At 60.7% G+C, this 25,720-nt stretch carries 29 protein-coding genes; 13 read left to right on the forward strand and 16 right to left on the reverse strand.

Going from position 1 to position 25,720, the window contains the following annotated elements:
* The first annotated feature begins 1 nt into the window (after position 1).
* Both mlaD and KUD11_RS08910 read left to right on the forward strand, forming a co-directional pair.
* Positions 2-460 (forward strand): outer membrane lipid asymmetry maintenance protein MlaD, encoded by a 459-nt coding sequence (mlaD, locus tag KUD11_RS08905; RefSeq protein ID WP_109385016.1) that lies wholly within the window; start codon positions 2-4, stop codon positions 458-460.
* Positions 460-813 (forward strand): DUF2155 domain-containing protein, encoded by a 354-nt coding sequence (locus KUD11_RS08910; protein WP_109388015.1) that lies wholly within the window; start codon positions 460-462, stop codon positions 811-813. The genes mlaD and KUD11_RS08910 overlap by 1 nt, the downstream gene beginning before the upstream one ends.
* Here the strand turns inward: KUD11_RS08910 and aat are convergent.
* Genes aat through accB form a run of 3 tightly spaced genes read right to left on the reverse strand, consistent with a single transcriptional unit; the run spans position 777 to position 3,300 of the window.
* The gene (aat, locus tag KUD11_RS08915) at positions 777-1,427 is read right to left on the reverse strand and encodes a leucyl/phenylalanyl-tRNA--protein transferase (protein WP_109385015.1); all 651 of its coding nucleotides are present in this window, start codon (positions 1,425-1,427) and stop codon (positions 777-779) included. The genes KUD11_RS08910 and aat overlap by 37 nt on opposite strands.
* Before the next feature lie 18 nt (positions 1,428-1,445).
* Positions 1,446-2,795 carry an acetyl-CoA carboxylase biotin carboxylase subunit gene (accC, locus tag KUD11_RS08920; RefSeq protein WP_109385014.1) on the reverse strand — a complete coding sequence of 450 codons (1,350 nt, stop codon included), beginning with the start codon at positions 2,793-2,795 and terminating at the stop codon, positions 1,446-1,448.
* 10 nt (positions 2,796-2,805) lie between these two features.
* A complete protein-coding gene (accB, locus tag KUD11_RS08925) occupies positions 2,806-3,300 on the reverse strand; it encodes an acetyl-CoA carboxylase biotin carboxyl carrier protein (protein ID WP_109385013.1) in 495 nt (164 codons plus the stop codon).
* A 233-nt stretch (positions 3,301-3,533) separates the two neighbouring features.
* Between accB and KUD11_RS08930 the strand changes: the two genes are divergently transcribed.
* From KUD11_RS08930 to queF, 5 genes are all read left to right on the forward strand, one after another.
* On the forward strand, positions 3,534-4,334 hold the full coding sequence (locus tag KUD11_RS08930; protein WP_109385012.1) for a 3-hydroxybutyrate dehydrogenase: 801 nt from the start codon (positions 3,534-3,536) through the stop codon (positions 4,332-4,334).
* Positions 4,335-4,435: 101 nt separating this feature from the next.
* A complete protein-coding gene (gene queC / locus KUD11_RS08935; protein ID WP_109385011.1) occupies positions 4,436-5,146 on the forward strand; it encodes a 7-cyano-7-deazaguanine synthase QueC in 711 nt (236 codons plus the stop codon).
* The gene (queD, locus tag KUD11_RS08940; RefSeq protein WP_109385010.1) at positions 5,146-5,502 is read left to right on the forward strand and encodes a 6-carboxytetrahydropterin synthase QueD; all 357 of its coding nucleotides are present in this window, start codon (positions 5,146-5,148) and stop codon (positions 5,500-5,502) included. Before queC ends, queD begins: the two co-directional genes overlap by 1 nt.
* Complete coding sequence (queE, locus tag KUD11_RS08945; protein ID WP_109385009.1) at positions 5,499-6,218, forward strand: 7-carboxy-7-deazaguanine synthase QueE; 720 nt, start codon at positions 5,499-5,501, stop codon at positions 6,216-6,218. Before queD ends, queE begins: the two co-directional genes overlap by 4 nt.
* A gap of 21 nt (positions 6,219-6,239) precedes the next feature.
* Complete coding sequence (gene queF / locus KUD11_RS08950) at positions 6,240-6,704, forward strand: preQ(1) synthase (RefSeq protein WP_109385008.1); 465 nt, start codon at positions 6,240-6,242, stop codon at positions 6,702-6,704.
* A 43-nt stretch (positions 6,705-6,747) separates the two neighbouring features.
* On the opposite strand, the gene KUD11_RS08955 is transcribed toward queF, so the two are convergent.
* The 8 genes from KUD11_RS08955 to KUD11_RS08990 form a co-directional block, all read right to left on the reverse strand.
* A complete protein-coding gene (locus KUD11_RS08955; protein ID WP_109385007.1) occupies positions 6,748-7,773 on the reverse strand; it encodes a DMT family transporter in 1,026 nt (341 codons plus the stop codon).
* A gap of 122 nt (positions 7,774-7,895) precedes the next feature.
* Positions 7,896-8,723 (reverse strand): SDR family NAD(P)-dependent oxidoreductase, encoded by an 828-nt coding sequence (locus KUD11_RS08960; RefSeq protein ID WP_181375277.1) that lies wholly within the window; start codon positions 8,721-8,723, stop codon positions 7,896-7,898.
* A gap of 316 nt (positions 8,724-9,039) precedes the next feature.
* Complete coding sequence (acs, locus tag KUD11_RS08965) at positions 9,040-10,986, reverse strand: acetate--CoA ligase (RefSeq protein WP_109385005.1); 1,947 nt, start codon at positions 10,984-10,986, stop codon at positions 9,040-9,042.
* Positions 10,987-11,118: 132 nt separating this feature from the next.
* A complete protein-coding gene (locus KUD11_RS08970; protein WP_109385004.1) occupies positions 11,119-11,874 on the reverse strand; it encodes an ABC transporter ATP-binding protein in 756 nt (251 codons plus the stop codon).
* A gap of 90 nt (positions 11,875-11,964) precedes the next feature.
* On the reverse strand, positions 11,965-12,720 hold the full coding sequence (locus tag KUD11_RS08975; RefSeq protein ID WP_109385003.1) for an ABC transporter ATP-binding protein: 756 nt from the start codon (positions 12,718-12,720) through the stop codon (positions 11,965-11,967).
* A 12-nt stretch (positions 12,721-12,732) separates the two neighbouring features.
* A complete protein-coding gene (locus KUD11_RS08980) occupies positions 12,733-13,929 on the reverse strand; it encodes a branched-chain amino acid ABC transporter permease (protein ID WP_109385002.1) in 1,197 nt (398 codons plus the stop codon).
* A gap of 3 nt (positions 13,930-13,932) precedes the next feature.
* On the reverse strand, positions 13,933-14,964 hold the full coding sequence (locus tag KUD11_RS08985) for a branched-chain amino acid ABC transporter permease (protein WP_109385001.1): 1,032 nt from the start codon (positions 14,962-14,964) through the stop codon (positions 13,933-13,935).
* Between the two features lie 143 nt (positions 14,965-15,107).
* Positions 15,108-16,478 carry a substrate-binding protein gene (locus KUD11_RS08990; RefSeq protein WP_109385000.1) on the reverse strand — a complete coding sequence of 457 codons (1,371 nt, stop codon included), beginning with the start codon at positions 16,476-16,478 and terminating at the stop codon, positions 15,108-15,110.
* A gap of 216 nt (positions 16,479-16,694) precedes the next feature.
* Between KUD11_RS08990 and KUD11_RS08995 the strand changes: the two genes are divergently transcribed.
* The 5 genes from KUD11_RS08995 to KUD11_RS09015 all read left to right on the forward strand — a co-directional run bounded on the left by KUD11_RS08995 (position 16,695) and on the right by KUD11_RS09015 (position 22,569).
* Positions 16,695-18,002, forward strand: coding sequence for a helix-turn-helix transcriptional regulator (locus KUD11_RS08995; RefSeq protein WP_109384999.1), 1,308 nt, complete (start codon positions 16,695-16,697; stop codon positions 18,000-18,002).
* 105 nt (positions 18,003-18,107) lie between these two features.
* Entirely contained in the window at positions 18,108-18,476 is a 369-nt protein-coding gene (locus tag KUD11_RS09000) for a response regulator transcription factor (RefSeq protein WP_109384998.1), read from the forward strand.
* Positions 18,473-18,757 carry a hypothetical protein gene (locus KUD11_RS09005; protein WP_109384997.1) on the forward strand — a complete coding sequence of 95 codons (285 nt, stop codon included), beginning with the start codon at positions 18,473-18,475 and terminating at the stop codon, positions 18,755-18,757. The genes KUD11_RS09000 and KUD11_RS09005 overlap by 4 nt, the downstream gene beginning before the upstream one ends.
* The gene (locus KUD11_RS09010; RefSeq protein ID WP_109384996.1) at positions 18,757-21,438 is read left to right on the forward strand and encodes an ATP-binding protein; all 2,682 of its coding nucleotides are present in this window, start codon (positions 18,757-18,759) and stop codon (positions 21,436-21,438) included. Before KUD11_RS09005 ends, KUD11_RS09010 begins: the two co-directional genes overlap by 1 nt.
* A 93-nt stretch (positions 21,439-21,531) precedes the next feature.
* A complete protein-coding gene (locus KUD11_RS09015; protein ID WP_109384995.1) occupies positions 21,532-22,569 on the forward strand; it encodes a FliM/FliN family flagellar motor switch protein in 1,038 nt (345 codons plus the stop codon).
* 3 nt (positions 22,570-22,572) lie between these two features.
* Here KUD11_RS09015 and KUD11_RS09020 read toward each other — a convergent pair whose 3' ends face one another.
* Together KUD11_RS09020 and KUD11_RS09025 are read right to left on the reverse strand one after the other, a co-directional pair.
* Positions 22,573-23,436 (reverse strand): MBL fold metallo-hydrolase, encoded by an 864-nt coding sequence (locus KUD11_RS09020; RefSeq protein WP_109384994.1) that lies wholly within the window; start codon positions 23,434-23,436, stop codon positions 22,573-22,575.
* 287 nt (positions 23,437-23,723) lie between these two features.
* Positions 23,724-23,939, reverse strand: a complete 216-nt coding sequence (locus tag KUD11_RS09025; RefSeq protein WP_109384992.1) for a hypothetical protein — start codon at positions 23,937-23,939, stop codon at positions 23,724-23,726.
* A gap of 133 nt (positions 23,940-24,072) precedes the next feature.
* Between KUD11_RS09025 and KUD11_RS09030 the strand changes: the two genes are divergently transcribed.
* Complete coding sequence (locus KUD11_RS09030; protein WP_109384991.1) at positions 24,073-24,333, forward strand: DUF2312 domain-containing protein; 261 nt, start codon at positions 24,073-24,075, stop codon at positions 24,331-24,333.
* Between the two features lie 90 nt (positions 24,334-24,423).
* On the opposite strand, the gene rplI is transcribed toward KUD11_RS09030, so the two are convergent.
* From rplI to rpsF, 3 genes are read right to left on the reverse strand one after another with little or no spacing between them, the layout of a single operon-like run.
* Entirely contained in the window at positions 24,424-25,056 is a 633-nt protein-coding gene (rplI, locus tag KUD11_RS09035; RefSeq protein ID WP_109384990.1) for a 50S ribosomal protein L9, read from the reverse strand.
* A 12-nt stretch (positions 25,057-25,068) separates the two neighbouring features.
* A complete protein-coding gene (gene rpsR, locus KUD11_RS09040) occupies positions 25,069-25,296 on the reverse strand; it encodes a 30S ribosomal protein S18 (RefSeq protein WP_013961325.1) in 228 nt (75 codons plus the stop codon).
* A gap of 27 nt (positions 25,297-25,323) precedes the next feature.
* Positions 25,324-25,677, reverse strand: coding sequence for a 30S ribosomal protein S6 (rpsF, locus tag KUD11_RS09045; protein ID WP_109384989.1), 354 nt, complete (start codon positions 25,675-25,677; stop codon positions 25,324-25,326).
* Between the last annotated feature and the right edge of the window lie 43 nt (positions 25,678-25,720).

The raw sequence follows: 25,720 nt of genomic DNA on the forward strand, positions 1-25,720 counted from the left end.
TATGTCGGAAAACAAAACAGAGATTATCGTGGGTGGCGCCGTCTTAGCGGCTGCTATCGGGTTTTTGGTCTATGCGGGGCAGGTCACCGGGTTTTCCACGGGCGGTGAGGGCTATGAGCTGAACGCCAGCTTCCGCTCTGCGGATGGGATCGACGTGGGCACGGATGTGCGCCTTGCGGGTGTCAAGGTGGGCCGGGTGACGGCCATGAACCTCGACCCCGAGACATACCGCGCAGGCACGACCTTTACCGTCACTCAAGGCATCAGCGTGCCGGATGACAGCGCGGTTGCGATCTCGTCTGAGGGCCTTTTGGGTGGGAATTACGTCGAGATTTTGCCCGGTGGCTCGCCCTTCGTCTTTGAGGCGGGTGATACGATTGAATTCACCCAAGGATCAGTCAGCCTTGTGTCGCTTTTGATGAAATTCGTTGGCGGGGATGACGGCGGTAGCGCGGAATGATGCGGAGTGTCGCGGTTGCATGTCTCCTCGCGGCGCCCGCTTTTGCGCAGCAGGAAGTGATGGCTGGCACTGGCGCTGTTTTGCGCGCGCTCGACAAGGTGAATGGGGATGTCACGGATATCACCATCGCGCCCGGTGAGCAGGCCGGGTTTGGCCGACTTGTTGTGCGCATGGCGCAGTGCCGCTATCCGGCCGGGAACCCTGCGGGGGATGCGTTTGCATTTCTCACGATGCGCGATATCGACGCGGATGAGGACATGTTTTCGGGCTGGATGGTTGCCTCATCTCCGGCTCTGAACGGGCTTGATCATCCGCGCTACGATGTCTGGGTCATGCGCTGCAAGACTGAGTGAGTGTCTGCGTCGAGCGGGACTGCATGAATATCTGCGCGTGTGGCGAGGGCCAATTCGAGCCGCAGGTGGTACGTGCTGCGTGATATCTCTTTCGCACCAAGGCTTTCGAGATGCGATGTGATAAATTGCGTATCAAACAGAGTGAAGCCGCAGCGGCGTAGGTGATCTACCAGATGCGCAAGCGCGCGTTTTGAGCCGTCAACCCGCGCCGAAAACATGCTCTCTCCGAAGAACGCCGATTGCAGCGCCACACCGTAGACGCCCCCTGTAAGCGCGCCGCCCTCCCAAACCTCAAGTGAATGGGCGTGGCCCATGTGGTGCAACGCGCTGTAAAGGCTTCTAATTTCTGCGCTGATCCATGTCTCATCGCGCGCGGCACAGCCGTCAACCACGCCCTCGAAATCCGCATTCAGGCTGACCGTGTAGCCGCCGCGCCGCATCCGCCGCGCAAGGCTTCGGGAGATATGAAACCCATCCAGCGGAAGGATGCCGCGCCGCTTGGGATCGACCCAGTAAATCTCTGGGTCCTCGCGGCTTTCGGCCATGGGGAATATGCCCGCGGCATATGCGTTGAGCAAAAGGGCGGGCGTGAGGGTGAAATTATCATCCTTCATCTGTGCCCTTTCCCGTCGTCATCCCCGCAGGTTCGTCTCCAGCCACTTTTCAAGCCAGTGGATGTTGTAGCTGCCCGCCTGAATATCGGGCTCTTGCAGCAGCGCATGGAATAGCGGGACAGTCGTGTCCACTCCGTCCACGATCAACTCCCCCAGAGCGCGGTTCAGCCGGGCCAGTGCGGCAGGGCGGTCGGGCCCATGCACGATCAATTTGCCAATCAGCGAATCGTAATAGGGCGGGATCGTGTAGCCATCATAAAGCGCACTATCCATCCGCACGCCCAGCCCACCGGGGGCGTGGAACTGTGTGATCTTGCCGGGGCGTGGTGCGAATTCGGGCAGTTTCTCGGCGTTGATGCGCACTTCAATGGCGTGGCCGTTGATCTTCAGATCATCCTGGCCAAACGACATGGGCAGGCCTTCGGCGACGCGGATCTGCTCGCGCACAAGGTCCACACCGAAGATGGCTTCGGTCACTGGGTGTTCGACCTGAAGCCGGGTGTTCATCTCGATGAAATAGAACGCGCCGTTTTCATAAAGAAATTCAATCGTGCCCGCGCCCGTGTAGTTGATCCGGGCAATGGCATCGGCGCAAATCTTGCCGATCGATGCGCGCTCTTCGGGGGTGATCGTGGGGCCGGGGGCCTCCTCAAACACTTTTTGGTGACGGCGTTGGAGCGAGCAATCGCGCTCGCCCAGATGCACAGCACCGCCTTTGCCATCGCCGAAGACCTGAATTTCGATATGGCGCGGGGTGGTGAGATATTTCTCGATATAGACTTCGGGGTTGCCGAACGCTGCTTTGCCCTCGGCGCGCGCGGTTTGAAATGCGCTTTCCATATCGGCAGCTGTCTGCGCCACTTTCATGCCGCGCCCACCGCCGCCCGCCGTGGCCTTGACGATCACGGGGTATCCTACTTCCTCACCAATCCGCTTGGCCTCTGCCAGATCCGCCACGCCGCCTTCGGAGCCGGGCACGCAGGGCACGCCAAGCTCCTTCATCGTGTCCTTGGCGGTGATCTTGTCACCCATGACGCGGATATGCTGCGCCGTGGGGCCGATAAAGGTCAGGCCGTGATCTTCGACGATTTGCACAAAATTGGCGTTTTCCGACAGGAACCCATAGCCGGGATGGATCGCCTGCGCACCGGTGATTTCGCATGCGGCGATGATCGCGGGGATCGACAGGTAGCTTTCGGTGCTGGAGGGCGGGCCGATGCAGACCGATTCGTCGGCCATGCGCACATGCATCGCATCGGCGTCGGCTGTGGAGTGTACCGCGACCGAGGCGATGCCCATCTCGCGCGCGGCGCGGATCACCCGGAGGGCGATCTCGCCGCGATTTGCCACTAGGATTTTATCGAACATTGCGCGTGCCTTATTCGATGATCATCAAGGGAGAACCATATTCCACGGCGGCACCATCTTCCACCATGATCCGCTTGACCGTGCCGCCACGCGGGGCGGGGATGTGGTTCATGGTCTTCATCGCCTCAATAATCAAAAGCGTGTCGCCCTCGTTCACTTGATCCCCTACGGAGGCAAAGGACGGCGCACCGGGTTCGGCCTGCATATAGACTGTGCCGACCATGGGCGACGTGACCGCGCCGGGATGGCTTGCGGGATCGTCGACCGATGCGGCAGGGGCTGTTGCTGTGGCCGCAGGGGCCGCCAATGCGGCGGCAGGAGCGGGGGCTTGGGCCAGCATCTGCACCGCCGGGGCGGCCTCGATCTTGCGGCTCACGCGGACATTCAGGCTGTCGTCGGGGCCATAGTCGCGTTTGACCTGAAGCTCTGTCAGGTCATTGTCGTTGAGAAGTTCAGCCAGCGCTTTGATGAAGGCCACGTCGTCGGAATTGGGTGATTTGGGCATTGAGTTCCTCGAACCGGTGCCGCCCTTTTGTGCATGGCGGCTTGCTTGTTTGGGTCGTTATAGGCCATGCGCTGCTGTGAGAAAAGCAGGCAGTTGCCCCATGAGGTGGGGTATGACGGCTGTGATTGCGGGGCGCTAGGGGAAATTACTGTAAATTCGATCACGTGGCGCACAAAAATTCTCTTGTTTTGCGTCGAGACTGCTGGCTGCGATAAAATGAAGAGGCTTTGGGAATGGTTGATTTGACGGGGCGCACGGCGCTTGTGACGGGCGGGATGCAGGGCGTGGGGCGCGGCGTGGCGCGGGCGTTTGCACGGGCGGGTGCGCGGATCGCGCTGAATGATCTGCCGGGGCGGGATGCGAGCGCGGTGCTGGCCGAGCTTGCGGAGCTGGGCGCGGGCGGTGTGCAGTATTTTGGCGCTGATCTGGAGCAGCCTGCGCAGATTGACGCAATGTTGGCGCAGGTTGCCGCATGGGGCGCGGTCGATATCTTGGTGAACAATGCGGGGATCGGGCAGACGGGGCCGCTGGCTGATTTGCCGCGCGCGGTATGGGACCGGGTGCTGGCCATCAATCTCAGCGCGCCCTTCGCTTTGATGCAGGGGCTTTTGCCGGGCATGTCCGCGCGCGGGTATGGTCGTGTGATCAACGTGGCCTCTATTCACGGGCTGGTCGGCAATCCAGGCAAGGCGGCCTATGCAACCGCAAAACACGGTCTGGTGGGCCTCAGCCGCGTGGCTGCGATGGAATATGCCGAGGCCGGAAGCCGCATGTCGGGCGGGGTGACGGTGAACGCAATCTGCCCCGGTTGGGTCGACACGCCTTTAGTGCAGAGCATGGTGGCCGCGCGTCAAGACGCGCTGGGCACCACGCGGGAGGAGGCAATTGCGAACCTTCTGGGCACCAAGCAACCCACAAGGCGTGGCATCGACCCTGAGGAGATTGGCGCGATGGCACTATGGCTGACCGACCCGCTGTCGCATAACGTGACCGGCGCGGCCCTGCCCCTGGATGGGGGCTGGACGGCACATTAGGACGCGCCAGACAACCCCTGCCTTGCCAAACTGTTCCAAACAGCCTAGCTAGCGCCTCAATACGCGGTCGCAGCCTACCCGCTCAAAACAAGGACGAGATAGTGAAGACAATGGTCATCTGCTCCGGCGGGATGGACAGCGTTGCCTTGGCGCACAAGGTCGCGGCTGAACAGACCCTCGCGGGCCTTATCACCTTCGATTACGGACAGCGGCACGCCAAGGAAATCACCTTTGCCGCTGCTGCCGCCACGCGTCTTGGTGTGGCGCATCACGTGATAGATATCCGCACAATTGGCGCGGCGCTTACGGGCTCGGCCCTTACCGATGATATCGACGTGCCCGACGGGCATTATGCGGAAGACACGATGAAGCTGACCATTGTGCCCAATCGCAATGCGATCATGCTGACAATCGCCTTCGGCCTTGCCGCCGCGCAAAAGGCCGATGCCGTGGCCACAGCGGTGCATGGGGGCGATCACTTCATCTATCCCGATTGCCGCCCCGGCTTCATCGACGCGTTTGCAAAGATGCAGGCCGAGGCGCTGGACGGCTATGCCGATATCACGCTCTACACGCCCTATGTTCACGGCTCCAAGGCCGATATTGCCTTGGATGGCGCGGCCCATGGCGCGCCCTTTGCCGAGACATGGTCCTGCTACAAGGGGGGCGACGTGCATTGCGGGCGCTGCGGCACATGTGTGGAGCGGCGCGAGGCGTTTCATATCGCGGGCCTGCCTGATCCAACCATTTACGCTGACCCGGACTTCTGGAAAGCAGCCATCGCCACCGCCGACAAAAAGGGGGCATCTTGATGTACCGCATAACCAAGGAATTTCATTTCTCCGCCTCGCATCAGCTCTTCGGCCTCCCCGAGGAGCATCAATGCGCGCGCCTGCACGGGCATAACTATATCGTGGTGATCGAGCTGGCGTCGCCCGAGTTGAACGATCACGGGTTCATCCGGGACTACCTCGATCTGGCGCCGCTCAAGCGGTATATCGACGACACGTTTGATCACCGGCATCTCAATGATGTGCTGGGCGATGATGGGGTGACGGCCGAGCGTATGGCCAAGCATTTCTATGATTGGTGCGCCGCCCAGTGGCCCGAAACTGCGGCGGTTAAAATAAGCGAGACACCCAAGACCTGGGCCGAATACCGGCCATGAGCGAGGCGATCCGCGTCTCCGAGATTTTCGGCCCCACGATACAGGGCGAGGGGGCTTTGATCGGTCTGCCTACAGTATTCGTGCGCACGGGGGGCTGCGATTTTCGCTGCCTGTGGTGCGATAGCCTTCATGCGGTGGATAGTGAGTATCGCCACACATGGGCCGCGATGAGCGCAAGTGCGGTGATGGGCGAGGTGCGCCGCCTTGCGGGTGGGCCGCTGATGGTGACGCTCTCGGGCGGGAACCCCGCGATCCAGCCCTTGGGCGATTTGATCACGCTGGGCCAGGCCGAGGGCTATGGGTTTGCGATGGAAACGCAAGGATCTGTCGCGAAGGACTGGTTCGCGAATCTTGATATGCTGGTGCTCAGCCCCAAGCCGCCATCGTCGGGGATGCAGACGGATTGGGAGGCGTTTGCCGCCTGTGTGGCCGCCGCCAAGAGCGCGCAAACCGTGCTGAAAATCGTGGTGTTCGATGAGGCCGATTATGGCTATGCGCGGGACGCGGCGGCGCGGTTCCCTGATCTGGCAGTCTATTTGCAACCGGGCAACCACACACCGCCCCCGCCCGAGGATGATGACGCGGAGGTAGATCTCGCGGGGATCGAGGCGCGGATGAATTGGCTGATTGAGCGGGCGGCGCAGGATCATTGGCACAACGCGCGCATCCTGCCGCAGCTGCATGTGATGCTTTGGGGAAACAAGCGGGGCGTGTGACGCCCTGACAAGGAGACGGATATGAGCGACAGTATTTACAGCGATCTCAAGCAATTGGGCACTATGACGGGCCTGCCGGATGATCCGGCAAAGGCCGAGCTGGAGCGGGTGCAAAACCCCCAAGCCGATGTGATGTATAACGTGCGGTTTGTGGCGCCTGAGTTTACCTCGCTCTGCCCCATGACGGGCCAGCCGGATTTCGCCCATCTGGTGATTGATTACGTGCCTGGCGCGTGGCTCGTGGAGAGCAAATCACTCAAGCTTTTCCTTGGGTCGTTCCGCAATCATGGCGCGTTCCACGAGGATTGCACGATCACCATCGCGCGCCGCATTGCTGATTTTACCGAGGCCAAGTGGCTGCGTATCGGCGGCTATTGGTATCCGCGCGGGGGTATTCCCATTGACGTGCATTACCAGACGGGGCCGATGCCAGAGGGCTTGTGGATTCCTGATCAGGGCGTGCCGCCTTACCGCGGGCGCGGTTAAAGCGTTTTGAATTTTCCCTGGCGCGGGAAAGGCGCAAAACGCTTTAGCGCGCCTCTCGCTCGGGCGCTTCTTCCAGCGGTTCAAGCACCAGTCCGGGGGTGAAGGCCGCCTCGGCGATGACTGTGTCATCGTCATTGCGCCGCGCCGCGCGTAGCTCCCGCAGACCGACATAAAGGCCTGAGCCGATGATCAGCGTCATGCCAATCCCTGTCTCCAGCGGCGGCACCTCGTCAAACAAAAGCCACGCGATGAGAACTGCGATGGGCAGGTAGGTATAGTCAAACGGCGCGATCAGCGAGGCGTTTGCGACCTGATAGGCGCGGCTGAGAAGCATCCAGCCCACCATGCCAGCCCCGCCCAGAAGCAGGAGCTTGGGCCAGTCCTGCGCCGTCTCTGGCGGGACGTCCATGCGCAGGTGGTGAAACTCGGGGCCCAGCGGCACAAACGAACTGACCAGCCAGCCCAACGGCAGGATCATCAACCCCATGAAGGTGATGGTTTGAAAGCCGGTGGTAAGAGTCGTATCCCGCTCGCCGATCTGGCGGGCGATGATCTGGCTGATCGCGTAGGTCAGCGCGCAGATCAGCGGCAGCACCGCGATCCATTCAAACTGCGCGGGGTTCATGGCGATGATCACCCCGATAAAGCCGACGATCAGCGCGATGATCCGGTGGATGCCGATCGTCTCACGTAGGACCAATGCGGCGAGAAGGGCGGTCATGAGGGGCGCGGAGAAAAAGATCGTCGTGACCTCAGCCAGCCCCATAAATGGAAACGCCGCATAGAACAGCGCGAACCCCACGGCAAGCAGGGCCGCACGGGCCAGATGCAGTGGCCAGAATGGGGTGAGAAGGCGGTGCGGACCGCCCAAGTAGAGCATGATGGGCATCAAAAGCGCAATCGTCACGATCGTGCGCACGAAGATCAGGTTCCAGACCGGGTGCACATCGACGAGGGTTTTGACCAACACGTCTTGGATCACAAACAGGGCCATACCCGCTTCGGCGCACAAGATGCCATGCACGGCGCGCGACTGCGGGGCGACGGTATGGGGGGAGGTCGTGGTCATGCCCTAAGGCTTGGCATCCGGGCCGTGGGCGGGTCGCGCTTGTTTGCGACGCGGTGTCGTTTTTGGGGGGTGGGGGGTAAGAAATAGCAGCGGCGAGGCCAAATTGACGCCCAGCACTTCGATCAAATGCCGAAGGGAACACCGCCTGTTACAGGGAGATTCATACCAGTGACGTAATTTGCTTGCGGCCCAGCAAGATAAGCCACTGCGTTGGCAACATCTTCCGGTAGTCCCGCATCTCTCAACGCCACATTCGCATATCGCTCTTTTTTTATCTTGGCGATTGATATTCTCCGCTCATTTGCCAATCGCTTGTTTGCAGCGGTATGCATGTCCGTAGCAATGTAGCCGGGGCAGACGGTGTTGCACAAAATACCGTCGGGGCCAAACTCTGCGGCAAGTGTTTTGGAAAATCCGACCAACCCATGCTTCATGGTCGTGTATGCTCCAAAGCCCGGCTCGGCTCCAAGGCTGCCCGTCGATCCAATATTGATAATCCGCCCACCACCAATCTCACGCATCTGCGGTATCACCGCTTGCGAGAGCATCATGGGCCCCAAAAGGTTCACATTAAAGCTCGTGCTCCACTGTTCAGGTGTTGTTGACAAAAAGTTGTCCGAACCGGCCAGCGAGCCCGCATTATTGACGAGAATATCTATCCGCCCAAATTGCGAGAGCGTTTGCTCTATCCCTGTCTCAATGTCTCTGGCGTTCGTCACATCCAAAATCAAAGATTTCGCCGTTCCGTTAGCGCCTTCAATCTCGGCAACGATGCTGTCTAACAGTTCGGCACGCGGCATTAAGTTACCGTCAACATCCATATGACCGTCAATGTCCGTGACAACGACGGCTGCACCGTCTTGCGCAAGCCGTCGAGCAATTGCGCGCCCAATACCATGTGGTGCCGATGCCCCAGTGACTAACGCGACTTTACCTTCAAGTGGATACATAGCCGTGTCTCTCATAAGGAAATCTATTCAAGCAAGAGCTACATGAATTCCCAAAGGTATCAAGGTGGCTAGGGTCTCATTACGAAATAGTAAAATGCCGCAAGCTAAAATTTTATAGCCGCGCAACAAGAGTTTTTTGGACATCTGTCTTCAGCGACTTTCTCCACCACCAAAAACTCCTTACAAAGACCCAGCGATTGTCGAAGGGTTTCGCCTCTCTTCAGGTAGTGAGCGTCCATGCCTTACCGTGCATCCGTCAAAAAGGCCCCGCACTACAGGGCCTTTTCGCAATCACCTTAGACTCGAAAGCCTCCTATCAACCCCGGTTCATCCGGTTCTCAATGAGATCCTCCACAACTGCAGGCTCGGCCAGCGTTGAGATATCGCCCAATGCGCCGAAGTCATCCTCGGCGATTTTGCGCAGGATGCGGCGCATGATTTTGCCGGAGCGTGTTTTCGGCAGGCCCGGCGCCCATTGGATGAGGTCGGGCTTGGCGATGGGGCCGATCTCGGTGCGGACCCATTTCTCAAGCTCTTTGCGCAGCTCGTCTGTGGCCTCCACCCCGTTCATCAAGGTGACATAGGCGTAGATGCCTTGGCCCTTTATATCGTGCGGATAGCCGACCACGGCGGCCTCGGCTACGTTTGCGTGGGCCACCAGGGCGGATTCCACCTCCGCCGTGCCCATGCGGTGGCCGGAGACGTTGATCACGTCATCGACGCGGCCCGTGATCCAGTAATAGCCATCCGCATCGCGGCGGCAGCCATCACCGGTGAAGTAATAGCCTTTGTAATCCGAGAAATATGTCTTTTCGAAGCGCTCATGGTCGCCGTAGACGGTGCGCATCTGGCCGGGCCAGCTGCCCTTCATGCACAGAACGCCTTCGGCCACGGTCTCGTGGATTTCTTCGCCCGAGGTAGGGTCAAGGATCACAGGCTCCACCCCGAAGAAGGGCCGTGTGCAGGAGCCAGGCTTGGTCGCTGTGGCGCCGGGCAGGGGGGTCATCAGGTGCCCGCCTGTTTCGGTTTGCCACCACGTGTCGACGATGGGGCATTTGCCCTTGCCCACGACGTCGTTGTACCAGCTCCACGCCTCGGGGTTGATCGGCTCGCCCACGGTGCCCAGCAGTTTGAGCGCGCTGAGATCACAGCTCTCGACGAAGCTGTTGCCCTGACCCATCAGCGCGCGCAGGGCGGTGGGGGCGGTGTAGAACTGATTGACGCTGTGCTTTTCGCAGACTTGCCAGAAGCGCGAGGCATCGGGATAGGTCGGCACGCCCTCGAACATGACCGTGGTCGCGCCATTGGCCAAGGGTCCGTAGACAATATAGCTGTGGCCGGTGACCCAGCCGACATCGGCGGTGCACCAGTAGACATCGCCCTCGTGGTAGTCGAACACCAGCTCATGGGTCATTGACGCATAGACAAGATAGCCGCCGGAGGTGTGGACGACGCCTTTGGGTTGGCCCGTGCTGCCGGAAGTATAGAGGATGAAGAGCGGGTCTTCGGCGTTCATCTCCTCGGGGGGGCATTCGGGGCTGGCCGCCGCCATAAGGGCGGTGCAATCGTGATCATGCTCGGTCCATGTGATCTGACCGCCTGTGCGTTTGACGACTAGGCATTGCACCCGGTCGTCGGTATGCAAAAGCGCCTGATCGGTATTGGATTTGAGCGCCGTCTTGCGCCCGCCGCGTGGGGCCTCATCGGCGGTGATCACCACCTTGGCGCCGCACCCGTTGATCCGCGCGCCCAGAGCATCGGGCGAGAAGCCTGCAAAGACGATGGAGTGGATCGCGCCGATCCGCGCGCAGGCGAGCATGGCATAGGCCGCTTCAGGGATCATGGGCAGGTAGAGGACAACGCGGTCACCCTTGCCCACGCCCAGATCCTTGAGGACATTGGCCATGCGACAGGTCTGATCGTGCAATTCCTGATAGGTGATGTGCTGGGCGGGCGTTTCTGGATCGTCTGCCTCCCAGATGATCGCGGTCTGACCCGCGCGCGTGGCAAGGTGGCGGTCGATGCAATTGGCCGAGACATTCAGCGTGCCATCCGCAAACCAGTTGATGCCGACAGTGCCCAAATCAAACGATACATCGCGGACCTTGGTGAAGGGCGTCATCCAGTCGATGCGCTTGCCATGCTCGGCCCAGAACGTATCGGGGTCTTTGATGGAGGCTGCATACATTGCGTCATATCTGGCGGCGTCGATATGGGCCTTGGCGGCGAAATCGGCGGATGGCGGATAGGTTGTATCGGACATATCGGACCTTTGTCTTTTAGAGCACATGTCTTTTAAATCGCGGTGTCCGGGCGGGGTCACGCGTTGGCGGTGGGTCCCGGCCCAGATGGAAGGGGCCCACCCGAAGGCAGGCCGTTATACGTGATGTCGAGCTTAGATCGCCAAGTATTCGGCGCGCAGCTCTTCGTTTTCGAGCACCTCTGTGGCGGTGCCGTCAAACACGATCCCGCCCGTGTCGAGGATGATTGCGCGATCGGCCAGTTGCAAGGCGCGCACTGCGTTTTGCTCCACGAGGATTGTCGTGATGCCTTGTTCCTTGATCACCCGGAGGGTCTTTTCGATCTCGTCCACGATCACGGGCGCAAGGCCCTCGTAAGGCTCGTCCAGCAGCAGCACCTTGATATCGCGGGCCAGCGCGCGGGCCAGTGCGAGCATCTGTTGCTCACCGCCCGACAGGGTGACGCCATCTTGCTTGCGGCGCTCCTTGAGGCGGGGAAAGAGGTCGTAGATGCGGTCCAGCGACCAGCCGATGGGCGGCGCGATCTGGGCCAATTGCAGATTCTCCTCGACGGTGAGGCCGGGGATGATGCGGCGATCTTCTGGCACGAGGCCGATCCCGGCGGTCGAGGCCTCGTGGCTTTTCATCTTGTGAAGCGGCTGGTGATCCAGCCAGATTTCGCCATGGTTCAGCTGTGGGTCATCCATCCGCGCGATGGCACGCAGGGTGGTTGTCTTGCCGGCGCCGTTGCGGCCCAGAAGGGCGAGGATCTCGCCCTCATGCACATTAAAGCTGATGCCTTGAACGATGTAGCTTTCGCCGTAATAGGCCTGCATGTCCCAGACCGACAGGAAGGCGGGGGCTGTGGCGGCCTGATTGGCGTTCTTCGAGAAGTCGGGTTTGACGTTCATTTTATGTGTCTCCCGGTCCGGGCTTGATCCGGACCCTCATGGTTGGCCGCGAGGCCCCGGCGCATTGGCCGGGGCGCGGGTATATCTGGATCAGACGCTTTCGCCCAAATAGGCTTCGCGCACTTTGGGGTGGCCTTTGATGTTCTCCGGCGTGTCCTCGACCAATGGGCTGCCTTGGGCCAGCACGGTGATCCGCTCGGCCAAGGAGAACACAACATGCATGTCATGCTCAATGATCGCGATGGTGATATCGCGCTCTTCCTTGATCTGCTTGAGCAGGTCGATCGTGTTGTTGGTATCCGCCCGCGCCATGCCCGCTGTGGGCTCATCCAGAAGCAGCAGGCGCGGCTCCTGCGCGAGGCACATACCGATCTCAAGGCGGCGCTTGTTGCCCCGGCTCATCGCGGCGGCGTTATCGTGGCGCGCATCGGCGAGGTTGAGGCTCTCCAGGATATGCTCTGCCTGTTCGATGATGCTCTTTTCGTTCTGCGTGCTCTCGATTGCATGCATCCGGAAAGCCCCGTCGCGTTTGGCGAAAATCGGGATCATCATGTTTTCCAGCACTGTAAGATCGCTGAATATCTCGGGCGTCTGAAAGACGCGGGAGATGCCCATCTGGTTGATCTCGTAGGGTTTGCGCCCCAGCACCGATTGGCCGTCAAAGCTAACCGAGCCTGTGTCGGGGATCAGCTTGCCCACCAACACGTTGAGCAAGGTAGACTTGCCCGCGCCATTGGGGCCGATGATGGCATGCACGCTATTTTCCGCGATGCTCAGGTTCACATCGCCCAAGGCCTGCAACCCGCCGAAGCGTTTGTTGACGTTTTTGACTTCAAGAATTCCCATCGTCACGTCTCCTTATTCGGCTGGGGTGGATTGGGTGTCTTTGGCATCGGCTTTTTTGCCGCCGCCAAAGAGCCGTGCAAGACGCTGTCCGCCTTCGACCAGCCCGCCGGGCAGGAAGATCACGACGCCCATGAAGATCAGGCCCAGCGTCAGGTGCCAGCCTTTGCCGATAAACGGATAGACCATCGTGACCATAAGGTCTTCGATCCCATCGGGCATGAAGGCGAACCACTGATGCAGGATCGTGTCGTTGATCTTGGAGATGATGTTCTCCATGTATTTGATCATACCTGCACCGAGAACAGGCCCAATCAGCGTGCCTGCGCCGCCGAGGATGGTCATCAAAACGACCTCGCCCGAGGCGGTCCAGAACATACGCTCAGGTCCCACCTGGGTGTCCATCGCCACCATGAGGCCACCGGCGAGGCCGGCATACATGCCGGAGATCACGAAGGCCGCGAGGGTGTATGGCTTGGCGTTGAGGCCGGTGTAATTCATCCGGGTGTTGTTGGATTTGATCGCCCGCAGCATAATGCCGAAAGGCGAGCGGAAGATGCGGATGCTGAGATAGAAGGCCAGCAGCATCACGATGGCGGCGATGTAATAGCCTACGTTGAAGGTAAACTCCCACGCGCCGACATTCAGCTCATAACTCGATGTCATCTCTAGCCCAAAGAGGTTAGCCCGGCTGATGCCGCCACCTTCGGGTGCGCTTTCAAGGATGCGCGCGTCGGTGTTGCGCAATTGCAGCCCGGTCTCACCGCCCGTCAGAGGCGTGAGCACCGAATAGGCCATCGCGAAGGACATCTGAGCGAAGGCTAGCGTGAGGATCGAGAAGTAGATCCCCGAGCGGCGCAGGGAGATATAGCCCACGATCAGCGAGAAGAGCCCGGCAATGATCACCGCCAGCACCATCGCGGGGATGATGTTGGTCGTGAGAAGCTTCATCATCCAGATCGCAGCATAGGACCCGACACCGAGGAAAGCGGCATGTCCGAAGCTGAGATAGCCGGTGAGGCCAAAGAGGATGTTGAACCCGATTGCGAAGATCCCAAAGATCACGAAACGCTGCATCAGGTCTGGATAGCCCGCGTTGAACTGCGCCATAGCGCTGCCTTCGGGGAAGGGGTTGAGGATGAAGGGTGCCAGCATGGTCAGGGCGACCACCAGCATCAGCAAAGAGAAGTCTTTTTTGGTAAGTCCAAGCATGGCTTATTCCTCCATCACGCCCTTGCGGCCCATAAGGCCACGCGGACGGGTAAGCAGAATGATGATGGCGACCAGATAGATGATGATCTGGTTGAGGCCCGGCAACGTCTCAAGAACGATGGCCATTGAGGCGAAGCTTTCGAGAATACCCAAGAGGAACCCTGCAAGCACAGCCCCCGGAAGCGATCCCATTCCGCCGACGACGACCACCACGAAACTCAGGACCAGAAAGTCCATGCCCATATGGTAATTCGGCGAGTTGATGGGGGTATACATCACCCCCGCCAGTCCCGCGACAGCCGCCGCAATGCCGAACATGATGGTAAAGCGCTTGTCGATATTGATGCCCAGAAGGCCCACCGTCTCACGGTCGGCCATACCGGCCCGCACGACCATCCCGAAGGTGGTGAACTGCAAGAAGGCGAAGACCGCGCCGATGATCAGGGCGGCAAAGGCGAAGTAAACCAGACGCCAGTAGGGGTAGATGATCGTTTGCGGGTCAAAACCCACGAGGGCTCCGAAATCAAACGAGCCTGCAAATGCTTCCGGCGCGGGGGTGGGGATTGGGTTGGCACCGTAGAAGTATTTGATGATTTCCTGAAGCACGATGGCAAGGCCGAAGGTCACGAGGATCTGGTCCGCGTGAGGGCGCTTGTAGAAATGCTTGATAAGGCCGCGCTCCATGATGACCCCGATCAGGATCATGACGGGAATGGCGAAGAGGATCGCCAAGGGCACGGACCAGTCGATGATCGCCTCTCCTGCGGCTTGGCCGAATATGTCGTAGATATAGGGCACATCGACCTTCAGCGGATTGCCGAGGAAGTCGGTCTGCGTCTCGTCGATCACCGTATAGCTCAGGCTGAAGATACGGCTGAGCGTGACGGCGCAGAACGCACCAATCATGAACAGGGCGCCATGGGCGAAGTTCACAACCCCCAAAGTGCCAAAAATCAGGGTCAGGCCTAGAGCGATGAGCGCGTAGGCGCTGCCCTTGTCCAGACCGTTCAGAATTTGCAGGAGTATTGCATCCATGTCGTGTCCCACCTTGTCAGGTTGCGCTCCGGAAGGAAGTTTCCGGCAAAACACATGGCGCCCGCCCCTAAAGGAGGGGCGCCATGTGTTCGTGTTTTATGGAAGTGCGTTAAGGCCGCCCCGAGAGGCGGCCTTGCAGCAGATCAGGCGCCAGCGTTGCAGCTGCCCAGTGTCGCCTCGGGACCGCCCATCTGGGGGTGATCAGGGGCGTAGGTCACTTGCTCGACCGGTGTTACTTCGACGATTTCGACCAGGTCGAATTCGTTCTCAGGCTCTTCTTTACCCTTCACGACCAGCACGTCTTTGAAGCACTGGTGATCTTCGCCACGATAGAGTGTTGGGCCGTTGCCCATCCCGTCGAATTCGAAGTCTTTCAGAGCTTCGCCAACCGCACATGGGTTGAACGAGCCTGCGCGTTCCACGGCATCCGCATAAAGCAGCGCCTGAACATAGCCGGTATGTGCGGCCTGGCTGGGTGGGAAGCCATACTTCTCGCCGAACGATTTCACAAACGCGTTGGTGCCTGTGTAGCGCGCGCCAAGCTGGTTTTCGAGTTTCCAGTCCCAGTTTTGCGAGCCAAAGATGCCCTTCACGTTTTCGCCCGCACCGCGCGCCATAAGCTCGGAGTAGAGCGGCACAACAATTTCGAACTTCTTGCCGTTTACTTCCAGATCGCGCAGGCCGAACTGCACAGCGTTGGTCAGCGAGTTGACCATGTTGCCGCCGTAGTGGTTCAGAACCAGAACATCGGCACCCGATTGCAAAACAGGCGCGATATAGGCGCTGAAATCTGTGGCTGTGAGCGGGGTCAGAACTGTTTCGACCGTTTCCCAGCCCATGGCCTCAGTGGAGGTGCGCACGGCCTCTTCGGTGGTGTAGCCCCAGTTGTAGTCTGCGGTCAGGTGGTACGCTTTGCGGTCTGTGCCGTAGTTGGAGGCCAGAACCGGCGCGAGGGCTGCGCCCGACATGTAGGAGTTGAAGAAATGGCGGAAGCCATTGGCCTTGCGGTCCTTGCCGGTGGTGTCGTTGGAGTGCGTGAGACCGGACATGAAGATGATGCCTGCCTCTTGGCAAAGCGCCTGCACAGCCACGGCCACGCCGGAGGAAGATCCGCCTGTAACCATCACAGCGCCGTCTTTTTCAATCATCGACTTCGCCGAGGCGCGCGCCGCATCGGATTTGGTCTGCGTGTCGCCGGTGACATACTGGACTTTCTTGCCCATGATGCCGTTGCCTTGCAGAGCTTTGGACGTGAACGTGTTCAGCATCCCGCCATCGCCTTCACCATTCAGGTGCTCAACGGCCAGTTTGTAGGCGCGCAGCTGATCGGCACCCTCATCGGCATAAGGGCCGGACTGTGGCACGTTGAAGCCGAGGGTGACTGTATCACCGGTGGGCTCATTGGTGTGCGCGGCAGCGGAGCCTGCGGTGAAAATCGTCGGAGCGGCAAGGCCGGCGCCGGCAATCGCGCTGGTCTTCAGCAGACCGCGGCGCGTGAAGCGTGAATTGGACATTAACATCCTCCCGTTTGAATGATCAAAGCGACGCCTCCCAGCGCGGCTCAGATGGCACTATTGTGCAAATGTCTTATGCCACGGGATAAGAAAACTTCTCAACAAGCGCCTTTAGCCAAACAATATTTTTGTCAAAAAATAAACACAATCCAGTTGCAATTTGTAAATAAGTTTCCAAACTGTTACCAAGTGCGTTGAATCTGCAAGGGAAATGGCGTGTCTGAAAGTGCTATCACAGGAACCCGCATCCGTGAGCGGCGGCAGGCCTTGGGCCTAAAGCAGAGCGCATTGGCCGCGAGTGCGGGGATATCGCCCTCCTATCTCAACCTCATTGAGCATAACCGGCGCAGAATCGGCGGTAAAATCCTGCTCAGGCTCGCCGAGGCGCTGGATGTGGAGTCTCAGGCGCTGAGCCAGGGGGCCGAGGCCGCGCTGATCGCGGGCCTGCGCGAGGCGGCGAGCGATCGCGACGGTGCGCCCGAGCTTGCGCGTCTGGAGGAGTTTATCGGGCGCTTTCCCGGCTGGGCCGCGTTGATGCTGGCGCAGTTTCGTGAGGGGCAGGAGCGCGCGCAGATGGTGCAGACCCTGACAGACCGTTTGGCGCATGACCCGCATCTGGCGGCCTCCATCCATGAGGTGATCTCGGTCGTGACCGCCATCCGCTCCACTGCCGCGATCCTCGTGGATACCGAAAAGTTGGAGCCCGCATGGCAGGCGCGGTTTCACCGCAACATCAACGAGGACAGTCAGCGTCTGGCCGAGGGCGCCACATCGCTGGTGCGCTATCTGGATGCGGCACCGGGGCAGGAGGTGGCGGGCGTGCGCTCACCTCAGGATGAGGTCGATCTCTTTCTGGAGGCGCATGGGTTTCACTTTGCGGCCATCGAGACGGGCGGGGCAGACGCGATTGACGGGCTCTTGGCAGCGTCAGATGTCCTCAGCCTGCCTGCCTCCGGGCTGATGGCGCGCAGTGTGCTGGAGCGGTATGCGGCAGATGCTGCTCGCCTGCCGCTTGGTGCCTTGACCGCAGCGTTGGAGGCGCTTGGCCCGGACCCGGTTGCATTGGCTGAGCGGTTTGACGCGGATTTGCCGTGCGTCCTGCGCCGTCTGGGTATGTTGCCGCCGGAGATCATGGGGCCGGTCGGGCTTGTGATCGTGGACGGGTCGGGGGCGGTTTTGCTGGCGCGGGCGATAGACGGGTTTTCGGTGTCGCGCATGGGCGGGACCTGCCCGCTTTGGCCCGTCTTTCGCGTGCTGGCGCAGCCTGCTGTGCCGCTGCGAATGGAGCTTGTGCAAGCCTCACGTGACGCGCGCCCTGTGACCGCGCTCGCCATTACCGAGCCGCTTGGGCCCCCCGATTTCAACGCGCCGCCCTTGGTCCGGGCCTACATGCTGCTCTTGCCGGGCGCGGACGGGGAGACGCCTGCGGCGGTGGGAACAAGCTGCCGCATCTGCCCGATCGACCGATGCACCGCGCGGCGCGAGCCGTCGATCCTCACCGAGGCGGCGGGCACAGAGGCGTGATGCCCCTGAGCAAGGCTTTGACAGCGCGCCCCGGAGCGCTGATAGTAAACCATCCGGCCTGCGCAGACCGGAGATGCGATTTGAACCGGAGGGGAGACCGGCCAAATGGGCAAGCATGTTTTGCTGATCGAGGACGAACCGAACATCATCGAGGCGATCAGCTTTATCCTGTCGCGTGACGGGTGGGATGTGAAAACACATTCCAACGGCCATGACGCGATGGATGTGATGCGCGCGCGCCGCCCCGATCTGGTGATCCTTGACGTGATGCTGCCTGGGCGCAGCGGGTTTGACCTTCTGGGCGACATCCGAGGGGACGCGGCTCTGGGGGCGCTTCCGGTGCTGATGCTGACTGCGCGAGGCCAACGCAAGGATCGCGAGATGGCCGAAGCGGCGGGCGTCAGCCGTTACATGACTAAACCCTTTTCCAATGCGGATGTATTGGAGGCTGTGCGCGATCTGGTGCGCGAATGAAGCCAGCGAAGTCTGTCTTTCTTGAGCGTGACAGCTATCGGCGGCGGCGCATGGGTGATGCGGCGGTGTTGCTGCCGCTTTTTGGCACGGTTCTTTTGGTGATCCCGCTCTTGTGGCAATCGGGTGATGGCGGCGCGCGGACCACGGATGTGATGCTCTATATCTTCGGCGTTTGGGCGCTTCTGGCGGGGCTCGCGCGTTTGGTGTCCGGGTATTTGGACGTGGTGCCATCAGGCTCTGAGGAGGAGGCTGTCGATAGGTCCCCTGAGGGCCGGGGCTGATGGCCACGCTGAACCTGCTGATTGCGGTCTCTATCGTCTATGTAGTGTTTTTGTTCGGCGTGGCCTTTGCGGCTGACCGCGCCGCGCGGCAGGGGCGGGGGGCGTGGCTGCGCTCGCCGCTCATCTACACATTGTCGCTCTCGATTTACTGCACCGCGTGGACGTTTTACGGTGCCGTGGGGTTTGCCGCGCGTTCGGGGCTTGAGTATCTGACCATCTATCTTGGTCCCACGCTGGTGATGATCGGCTGGTGGTGGAGCCTGCGCAAGCTGGTGCGGATTGGGCGGGCGCAGCGCATTACCTCCATCGCCGATATGATTTCCTCGCGTTATGGCAAGTCGAACCTTCTGGCCGTGATCGTGACGCTCATCGCCGTTATCGGCACCACGCCTTATATCGCGCTGCAATTGCAATCGGTGAGCCTGTCTTTCGCGGCCTTCGCCGAGACGGAGCGGGGCTTTGTCGATGCAGGTGCCGTGCAGGCCACAGCGCTCTATGTGGCGCTGGGGCTTGCGGTCTTCACCATCCTTTTCGGCACACGAAACCTTGATGCGAATGAGCGTCATCACGGCGTGGTCATCGCCATCGCACTTGAAGCTGTGGTCAAGCTTCTGGCGCTTCTGGCGGTGGGGGTCTTCGTGGTCTGGGGCTTGAGCGACGGGATCGCCCACACGATGGCGCGGATCGACGCCAGCCCGATCGCGGATTGGGAGGTCTCTCCCAGCCGTTGGACCGGGCTGACGCTGGTCTCGGCGGCGGCGTTTCTCTGCCTGCCGCGCATGTTTCAGGTTATGGTGGTTGAAAACGAGGACGAGGGCCATTTGCGCACCGCGTCCTGGGCGTTTCCGGTATACCTTATGCTGATAAGCCTTTTCGTGGTGCCCATTGCTGCGGTGGGGCTTGAGGTCATGCCGACAGGAGCGAACCCCGATCTTTTCGTGCTCAAGCTGCCGCTCTTGGCGGGGCAGGAGGGGTTGGCGATCCTGTCTTTCCTTGGCGGTTTTTCGTCTGCCACGTCGATGGTGATCGTGGCGGCGATTGCGCTCTCCACTATGGTGTCGAACCATATCGTGATGCCGATCTGGCTGCGCGCAACGGGGGGTGCTGCGACCGTCTCGGGTGATGTGCGGCAGGTGGCACTTCTGGCACGGCGGCTCTCAATCGCGGGGATCGTGCTGTTGGGCTACGTCTATTTTCGCCTGTCGGGCGGCGGCACGGCGCTGGCGGCCATCGGCCTTGTGGCCTTCGTGGGTGTGGCGCAGTTTTTGCCCGCGCTTATGGGCGGGCTCTTTTGGCGGGGGGGCACGCGGACGGGGGCGCTTGCGGGGCTTTGCACAGGGTTCGTTGTTTGGCTCTATTGCCTCTTTCTCCCCAGCTTTGGCCCCGGCGTTGTCTTGCCGCAATCGGTGTTCGACGCAGGCCCACTCGGGCTGAGCTGGCTGCGGCCCTATGCGCTTTTTGGGGCCGAGGGGATGGACCGCGTGGTCCATGCGGTCATGTGGTCTTTGCTTTTGAACACGGCGGCCTTCGTTATTGGCTCGATCCTCAGCTTTCCCAGCCCGATGGAGCGGCTTCAAGGCGCGCAATTCGTCAATGTGTTCGAGCATTCGCGCACCGCAGGAAGCTGGTCCGGGGGCATGGCGCAATCCGAAGACCTGCTGATCATGTCCCAGCGGATAATGGGCGCGCGTGAGGCGCAGGCTCTCTTTGCAGATATGGCGCAGCGTCAGGGGCTTTCGGGCTACCTGCCTGAGCCGTCGCCCGAGTTTCTTGAGCGGTTGGAGCGGGAGCTATCGGGCTCGGTCGGGGCCGCGACCGCCCATGCGATGATCAGTCAGATCATCGGACGCGCGACCGTGTCGGTGGAGGACCTTCTGGCGGTGGCCGATGAGACGGCGCAGATCATGGAATATTCCAGCCAGCTTGAGGCGAAATCCGAAGAGCAGGCCCGCACCGCCCGGCAATTGCGCGAGGCCAACACGTTGCTGACACAGCTTTCGCTGCAAAAGGACGAGTTTCTCAGTCAGGTGAGCCACGAGCTGCGCACGCCCATGACCTCGATCCGGGCATTTTCCGAAATCCTGCGCGACACAAACGAGTTGGGGCCCGAAGCGCAACAGAAATATTCCTCGATTATCCATGACGAATCGCGGCGCCTCACGCGGCTTTTGGATGATCTGCTCGACCTCAGCGTGTTGGAAAGCGGGAAGGTCACGCTCAACACGCAAAACGGGCGGCTGGGCGATATGCTGGACCGGGCCGTGGCCGCGACGAGCGGCGATCCGGGGCTGCGCATCGTCCGCGAGACCGCGCAGGAAGATGTGTGGCTGACCACGGATCACGACCGTCTGGCGCAGGTCTTTATCAATCTGATCGCTAATGCGCGCAAATATTGCGATGCACCCGATCCGCACCTGACCATTCAACCGCGCCTGCAAGGTGGCCGCCTCGTGGTGGATTTCTCCGACAATGGCAGCGGGATCGCGATGGCTGATCATGGGCTGATCTTTGAGAAGTTTTCGCGCATCGGTGAGACGAAAACCAGCGGGGCGGGGCTGGGTCTTGCGATTTGCCGCGAGATCATGGCGCGGCTGGGCGGCACGATCAGCTATCTGCCCGGCCAAAAGGGCGCGACCTTCCGTGTGGTTTTGCCGCTCCAGACGCGGCTCGCCGCGCAATAATCCGGGCCGTGCTGGCGGGTGTAAAGGATCTGGTAACCATCCGCGCGGTATGAAGGAATTTCACAGCATTTGGCATAGGGCGGCGTTACCGGCATGAGCGAGCGAGACGGCAATACGGTCATCCTTCGCAAGGCGCGTAGCGGTCGGGCGGAGCATCAGGCCCGTGGCATGTCCCCGTCCAAGGCGCTGCGGCTGGCGCTCGCTCAAACTGCTGATGCGCTCTATGACATGCCCGTGGCCGTCGCCGCGGTGGAACAGGTGGAGATTTCGCAAACGGGGCTCGACCGGGAGCTTGGCGGTGGCGGCCTTTTGATCCTGCTCGATGGTCCGGACGGCGCGCGCGGGGCTTTGCGGATGGATCTGGGGCTTCTTGGGGCGTTGATTGAGGTGCAGACAACGGGCCGGGTGTCTGGGCGCGCCACCGCTGATCGTGCCGTGACGCGCACGGATGCCGCGATTTCCGCGCCGCTTATTGATGCGATGCTCGCCCGGTTCGAGGCACAGCTTCGCGAAGAGACGCCCGCGCATTGGGCGCAGGAGTTCAGGTATGGCGTGATGATGGAGGATGTGCGCGGGATGCAGCTTGCCCTCACCGCGCCGGCGTTTCATGTGCTGCGCCTGATGGTTGAGACGGGGGATGTGGCCCAACCCGGCGCGCTGACCCTGATCCTGCCCGCGCCGCCGGAGACCCCCGAGGCGGATGACCCGAAGCAAGAGGCGGTTCTGGCCCGCACGCTGGAGGCTTGCGCGATGGGCGTGCCTGTGCGGCTTGAGGCCGTGCTGGGCCGGATAAAGATGCCGCTGGGCGAGGTTTGTAGGCTTAAGCCCGGCGATACGCTGCCTGTGGCGCTGGACAAGCCGATGCGCATATGGCTGGAGGCCAGCGAGAAACATGTGGTTGCAATGGCGCATCTTGGTCAGTCGGACGGGCTGCGCGCTGTGCGGTTGCTGCTGCCCCAAAGCGAGCGGGCGGCGCTGCCCACCGAGGTGGCGGAGGAGGCCCCGTCGCGCATAGCACCCAAACGTGTCGCACCGGATGTAGAAGACGCGGCCCTATCCGAGCCGGGCGCGGCACCCCCTGAACCAAGCCCATCGGACATGAAGGCCTTCGCAGATCAGCTCTCGGAATAGCGCTCAGAGCTTGTTGATCGGCAGTTTGAGAAACACATCGCCCTCGGCGTCGGGTTCGGGCATATGCCCTGCGCGCATGTTGATTTGCAGGGATGGCACGATGAGCTTGGGCATCGGCAGGGTGGCATCGCGGGTCTGGCGCATCTTGGTGAAATCCTCTTTCGATGTGCCGCCGCCGATATGCACATTGAGCGCCTTTTGCGCCCCCACGGTCGTCTCCCAGGCAAACTCATCGCGGCCCGGCGCTTTGTAGTCATGGCCAACGAAGATCCGGGTCGCCTCTGGCAGGCGCAGGATTTTCTGGATGGACGCGTAGAGATCATCCGCGCTACCGCCCGGAAAATCGCAGCGCGCCGTGCCGAAATCTGGCATGAAAAGCGTATCACCCACAAAGGCTGCATCGCCGATCACATACGTCATGCAGGCTGGCGTATGCCCCGGCGTATGAAGCACATCGCCGCGCAGCTGACCGATGTGAAAGCTGTCGCCTTCCGCAAAGAGCTGGTCGAATTGCGAGCCGTCGCGGGCGAACTCTGTCCCCTCGTTGAACACTTTGCCAAACGTGTCCTGCACGGTGCAGATCCCCTCGCCAATCCCGATGCGCCCGCCCAGATGCTCTTGGATATAGGGGGCGGCGGAGAGGTGATCGGCATGGACATGACTTTCCAGAAGCCATTGCACCTCAAGCGCCTCGTGGCGCACGAATTCAATGATCCGGTCCGCCGATGTGGTGGAGGTGCGCCCCGCCGCGTGATCGAAATCGAGCACGGTGTCGAGGATGGCGCAGGCTCGGCTCATCGGGTCACGCACCACATACGAGATCGTATTGGTCGCATCGTCAAAAAAGGCGGTGACATCCGGTGACATGGGCATCGTTTCGGTGGGGTCCTTTCAGCCTGCGTTATGTGATGCTAGCGCGCGGGGCGTGTCCCTGTCCAGCATACCACCTTGCGAGCGGGGGCAGGCCGCGCCTTTATGCGCGCAGATAAGTTGGGGCCCTGCTTGGCCGGGCATGTTGGGAGCGAAGTCCGTTGCGCAGGGTTCGCCGATGCAGACGCTTACGGTGCGGCGTTGAGCGCGGCGTGGCGGGAGATATCCGCCTCAGAAGGTATTCTGCGCGCCCATGAGGCGCCGCGCGGGTTTTACAGGCGCATTTAGCTGAGCACGATGCCCACGACGACCATCATCAGGCCGATCATCGACAAGAAGAGCGCGCCGGAATTGACCGGCACCACGCGTTTCAGCAATGCGTGCATATCGTCTTCGCCCATACCTGCGCGCCGCGCGCGCCACACCTGCCCGATGCAATAGACGAGACCGCCCAAGCCGATCAAAGAGACTGCCGCACCGGCCCAAACGAGGTATTCCATGGCACTGCCTCCTTGCAGATTTGCCCTTGCGGTTCAGGTAGTGGAAAAGCGTGGCAAGCTCAAGCGGGGCCTTGCGGGCGCGCGGGTGGCAGGATACCCAGAACGCCCCTGATATGCCCCCGGAGAGACAGATATGAACGACACCAGCCCCGATAGCAGCTACCGCGTCACCGCAGATGAGCTGCGCCAGTTTATTGAACGGATCGAGCGCCTTGACGCCGAGAAAAAGGACATCGCCGAGCAGCAAAAAGAGGTGATGGCCGAGGCCAAGGGCCGTGGATACGACACCAAGGTGATGCGCAAGGTGATCGCTCTGCGCAAGCGCGACAAGGATGATATCGCCGAGGAAGAAGCGGTGTTGGAGATGTATAAAGAGGCGCTTGGGATGGGCTGATCACAGCCCTCGGGCCGTAGTCCGGTCCAGACATGAAAAAGCCGCGCAGGGTGACCCGCGCGGCTTTTGTTTGTTTTGGTCTGAGAGGGCTCAGGCGCGGTCTTCGTCCGCATCGCCTTCGGGCAGAACGTCTTCGACAGTCTCGGCCAGATCGTCATCGTCGGACGCAGCGGCACCGATATCGTCAAAAAGCTCGGCGATCTCGAAATCTGCCGCGGCTTCTTCTTCGGCGGCCATTTCTTGGATCGATTTGCCGGAGGCTTGCAATTCGGCCTCTTCCGGCGAGCGTGCGACGTTCAGTGTGATGGTCGCGTCAACCTCAGGGTGGAGCGAGACATGCACATCGTGCAGGCCCAGATCCTTGATCGGGTTGACCAGAGCCACCTGTTTGCGATCGACGGTGAAGCCGTTCTCAGAGGCTGCATCGGCAGCATCGCGGGTGGTGACAGAGCCATAAAGCGCGCCAGAATCGGCGGCCTGGCGAATCACGACGAATTGCTGACCGTTCAGCTTTTCGGCCATCGCTTCGGCTTCTTTGCGGGTCTCAAGGTTCTGCGCTTCGAGCTGCGATTTACGCGTCTCGAATTGAGCAATGTTCTTGTCCGAGGCCGAAAGGGCCTTGCCTTGCGGCAGCAAATAGTTGCGGGCATAGCCGGGCTTTACGTCCACGACTTCGCCCATCTGGCCAAGCTTGGCCACGCGTTCGAGAAGGATCACTTGCATGTCAGGGTCTCCTTACTTGACGGCATAGGGCAGCAGGGCGAGGAAGCGGGCGCGCTTGATGGCACGGGCCAGCTCGCGTTGCTTCTTGGCCGAGACGGCGGTGATACGGGACGGCACGATCTTGCCGCGCTCGGAGATATACCGTTGCAGCAGGCGCGTATCTTTGTAATCGATCTTGGGTGCATTGTCGCCCGAGAAGGGGCAGACTTTGCGACGGCGGAAAAATGGTTTGGTAGCCATGTGTTAGCGTCCTTTTCTAGGCGTTGATCAACGGCGCTCGCGGCGCTCGGCGCGCTCGTCGCGTTTTTGCATCTGGACCGAAGGGCCCTCTTCGTGACCGTCGACCTTGATGGTCATCACGCGCATCACGTCGTCATGCAGGCGCATCAGGCGTTCCATTTCCTGCACCGCTGCGGCGGGCGCATCGGTCTTGAGGAAGGCATAGTGGCCCTTGCGGTTCTTGTTGATCTTATAGGCCATCGTCTTGACGCCCCAATACTCGTGCTCGACGAGTTTTCCGCCATTGTCGGCCAGAATTGTGCCGAAATGTTCGATCAGGCCCTCGGCCTGTGCGGAGGAGAGATCCTGCCGCGAGATAAAGACATGCTCGTAAAACGACATGTTTCGTGTCCACTTCTATCAAGGCGCATTTCATAGGCGGGGC

Origin of the sequence: Roseovarius carneus (assembly GCF_020141465.1) — a bacterium.
Lineage (GTDB): Bacteria > Pseudomonadota > Alphaproteobacteria > Rhodobacterales > Rhodobacteraceae > Roseovarius > Roseovarius carneus.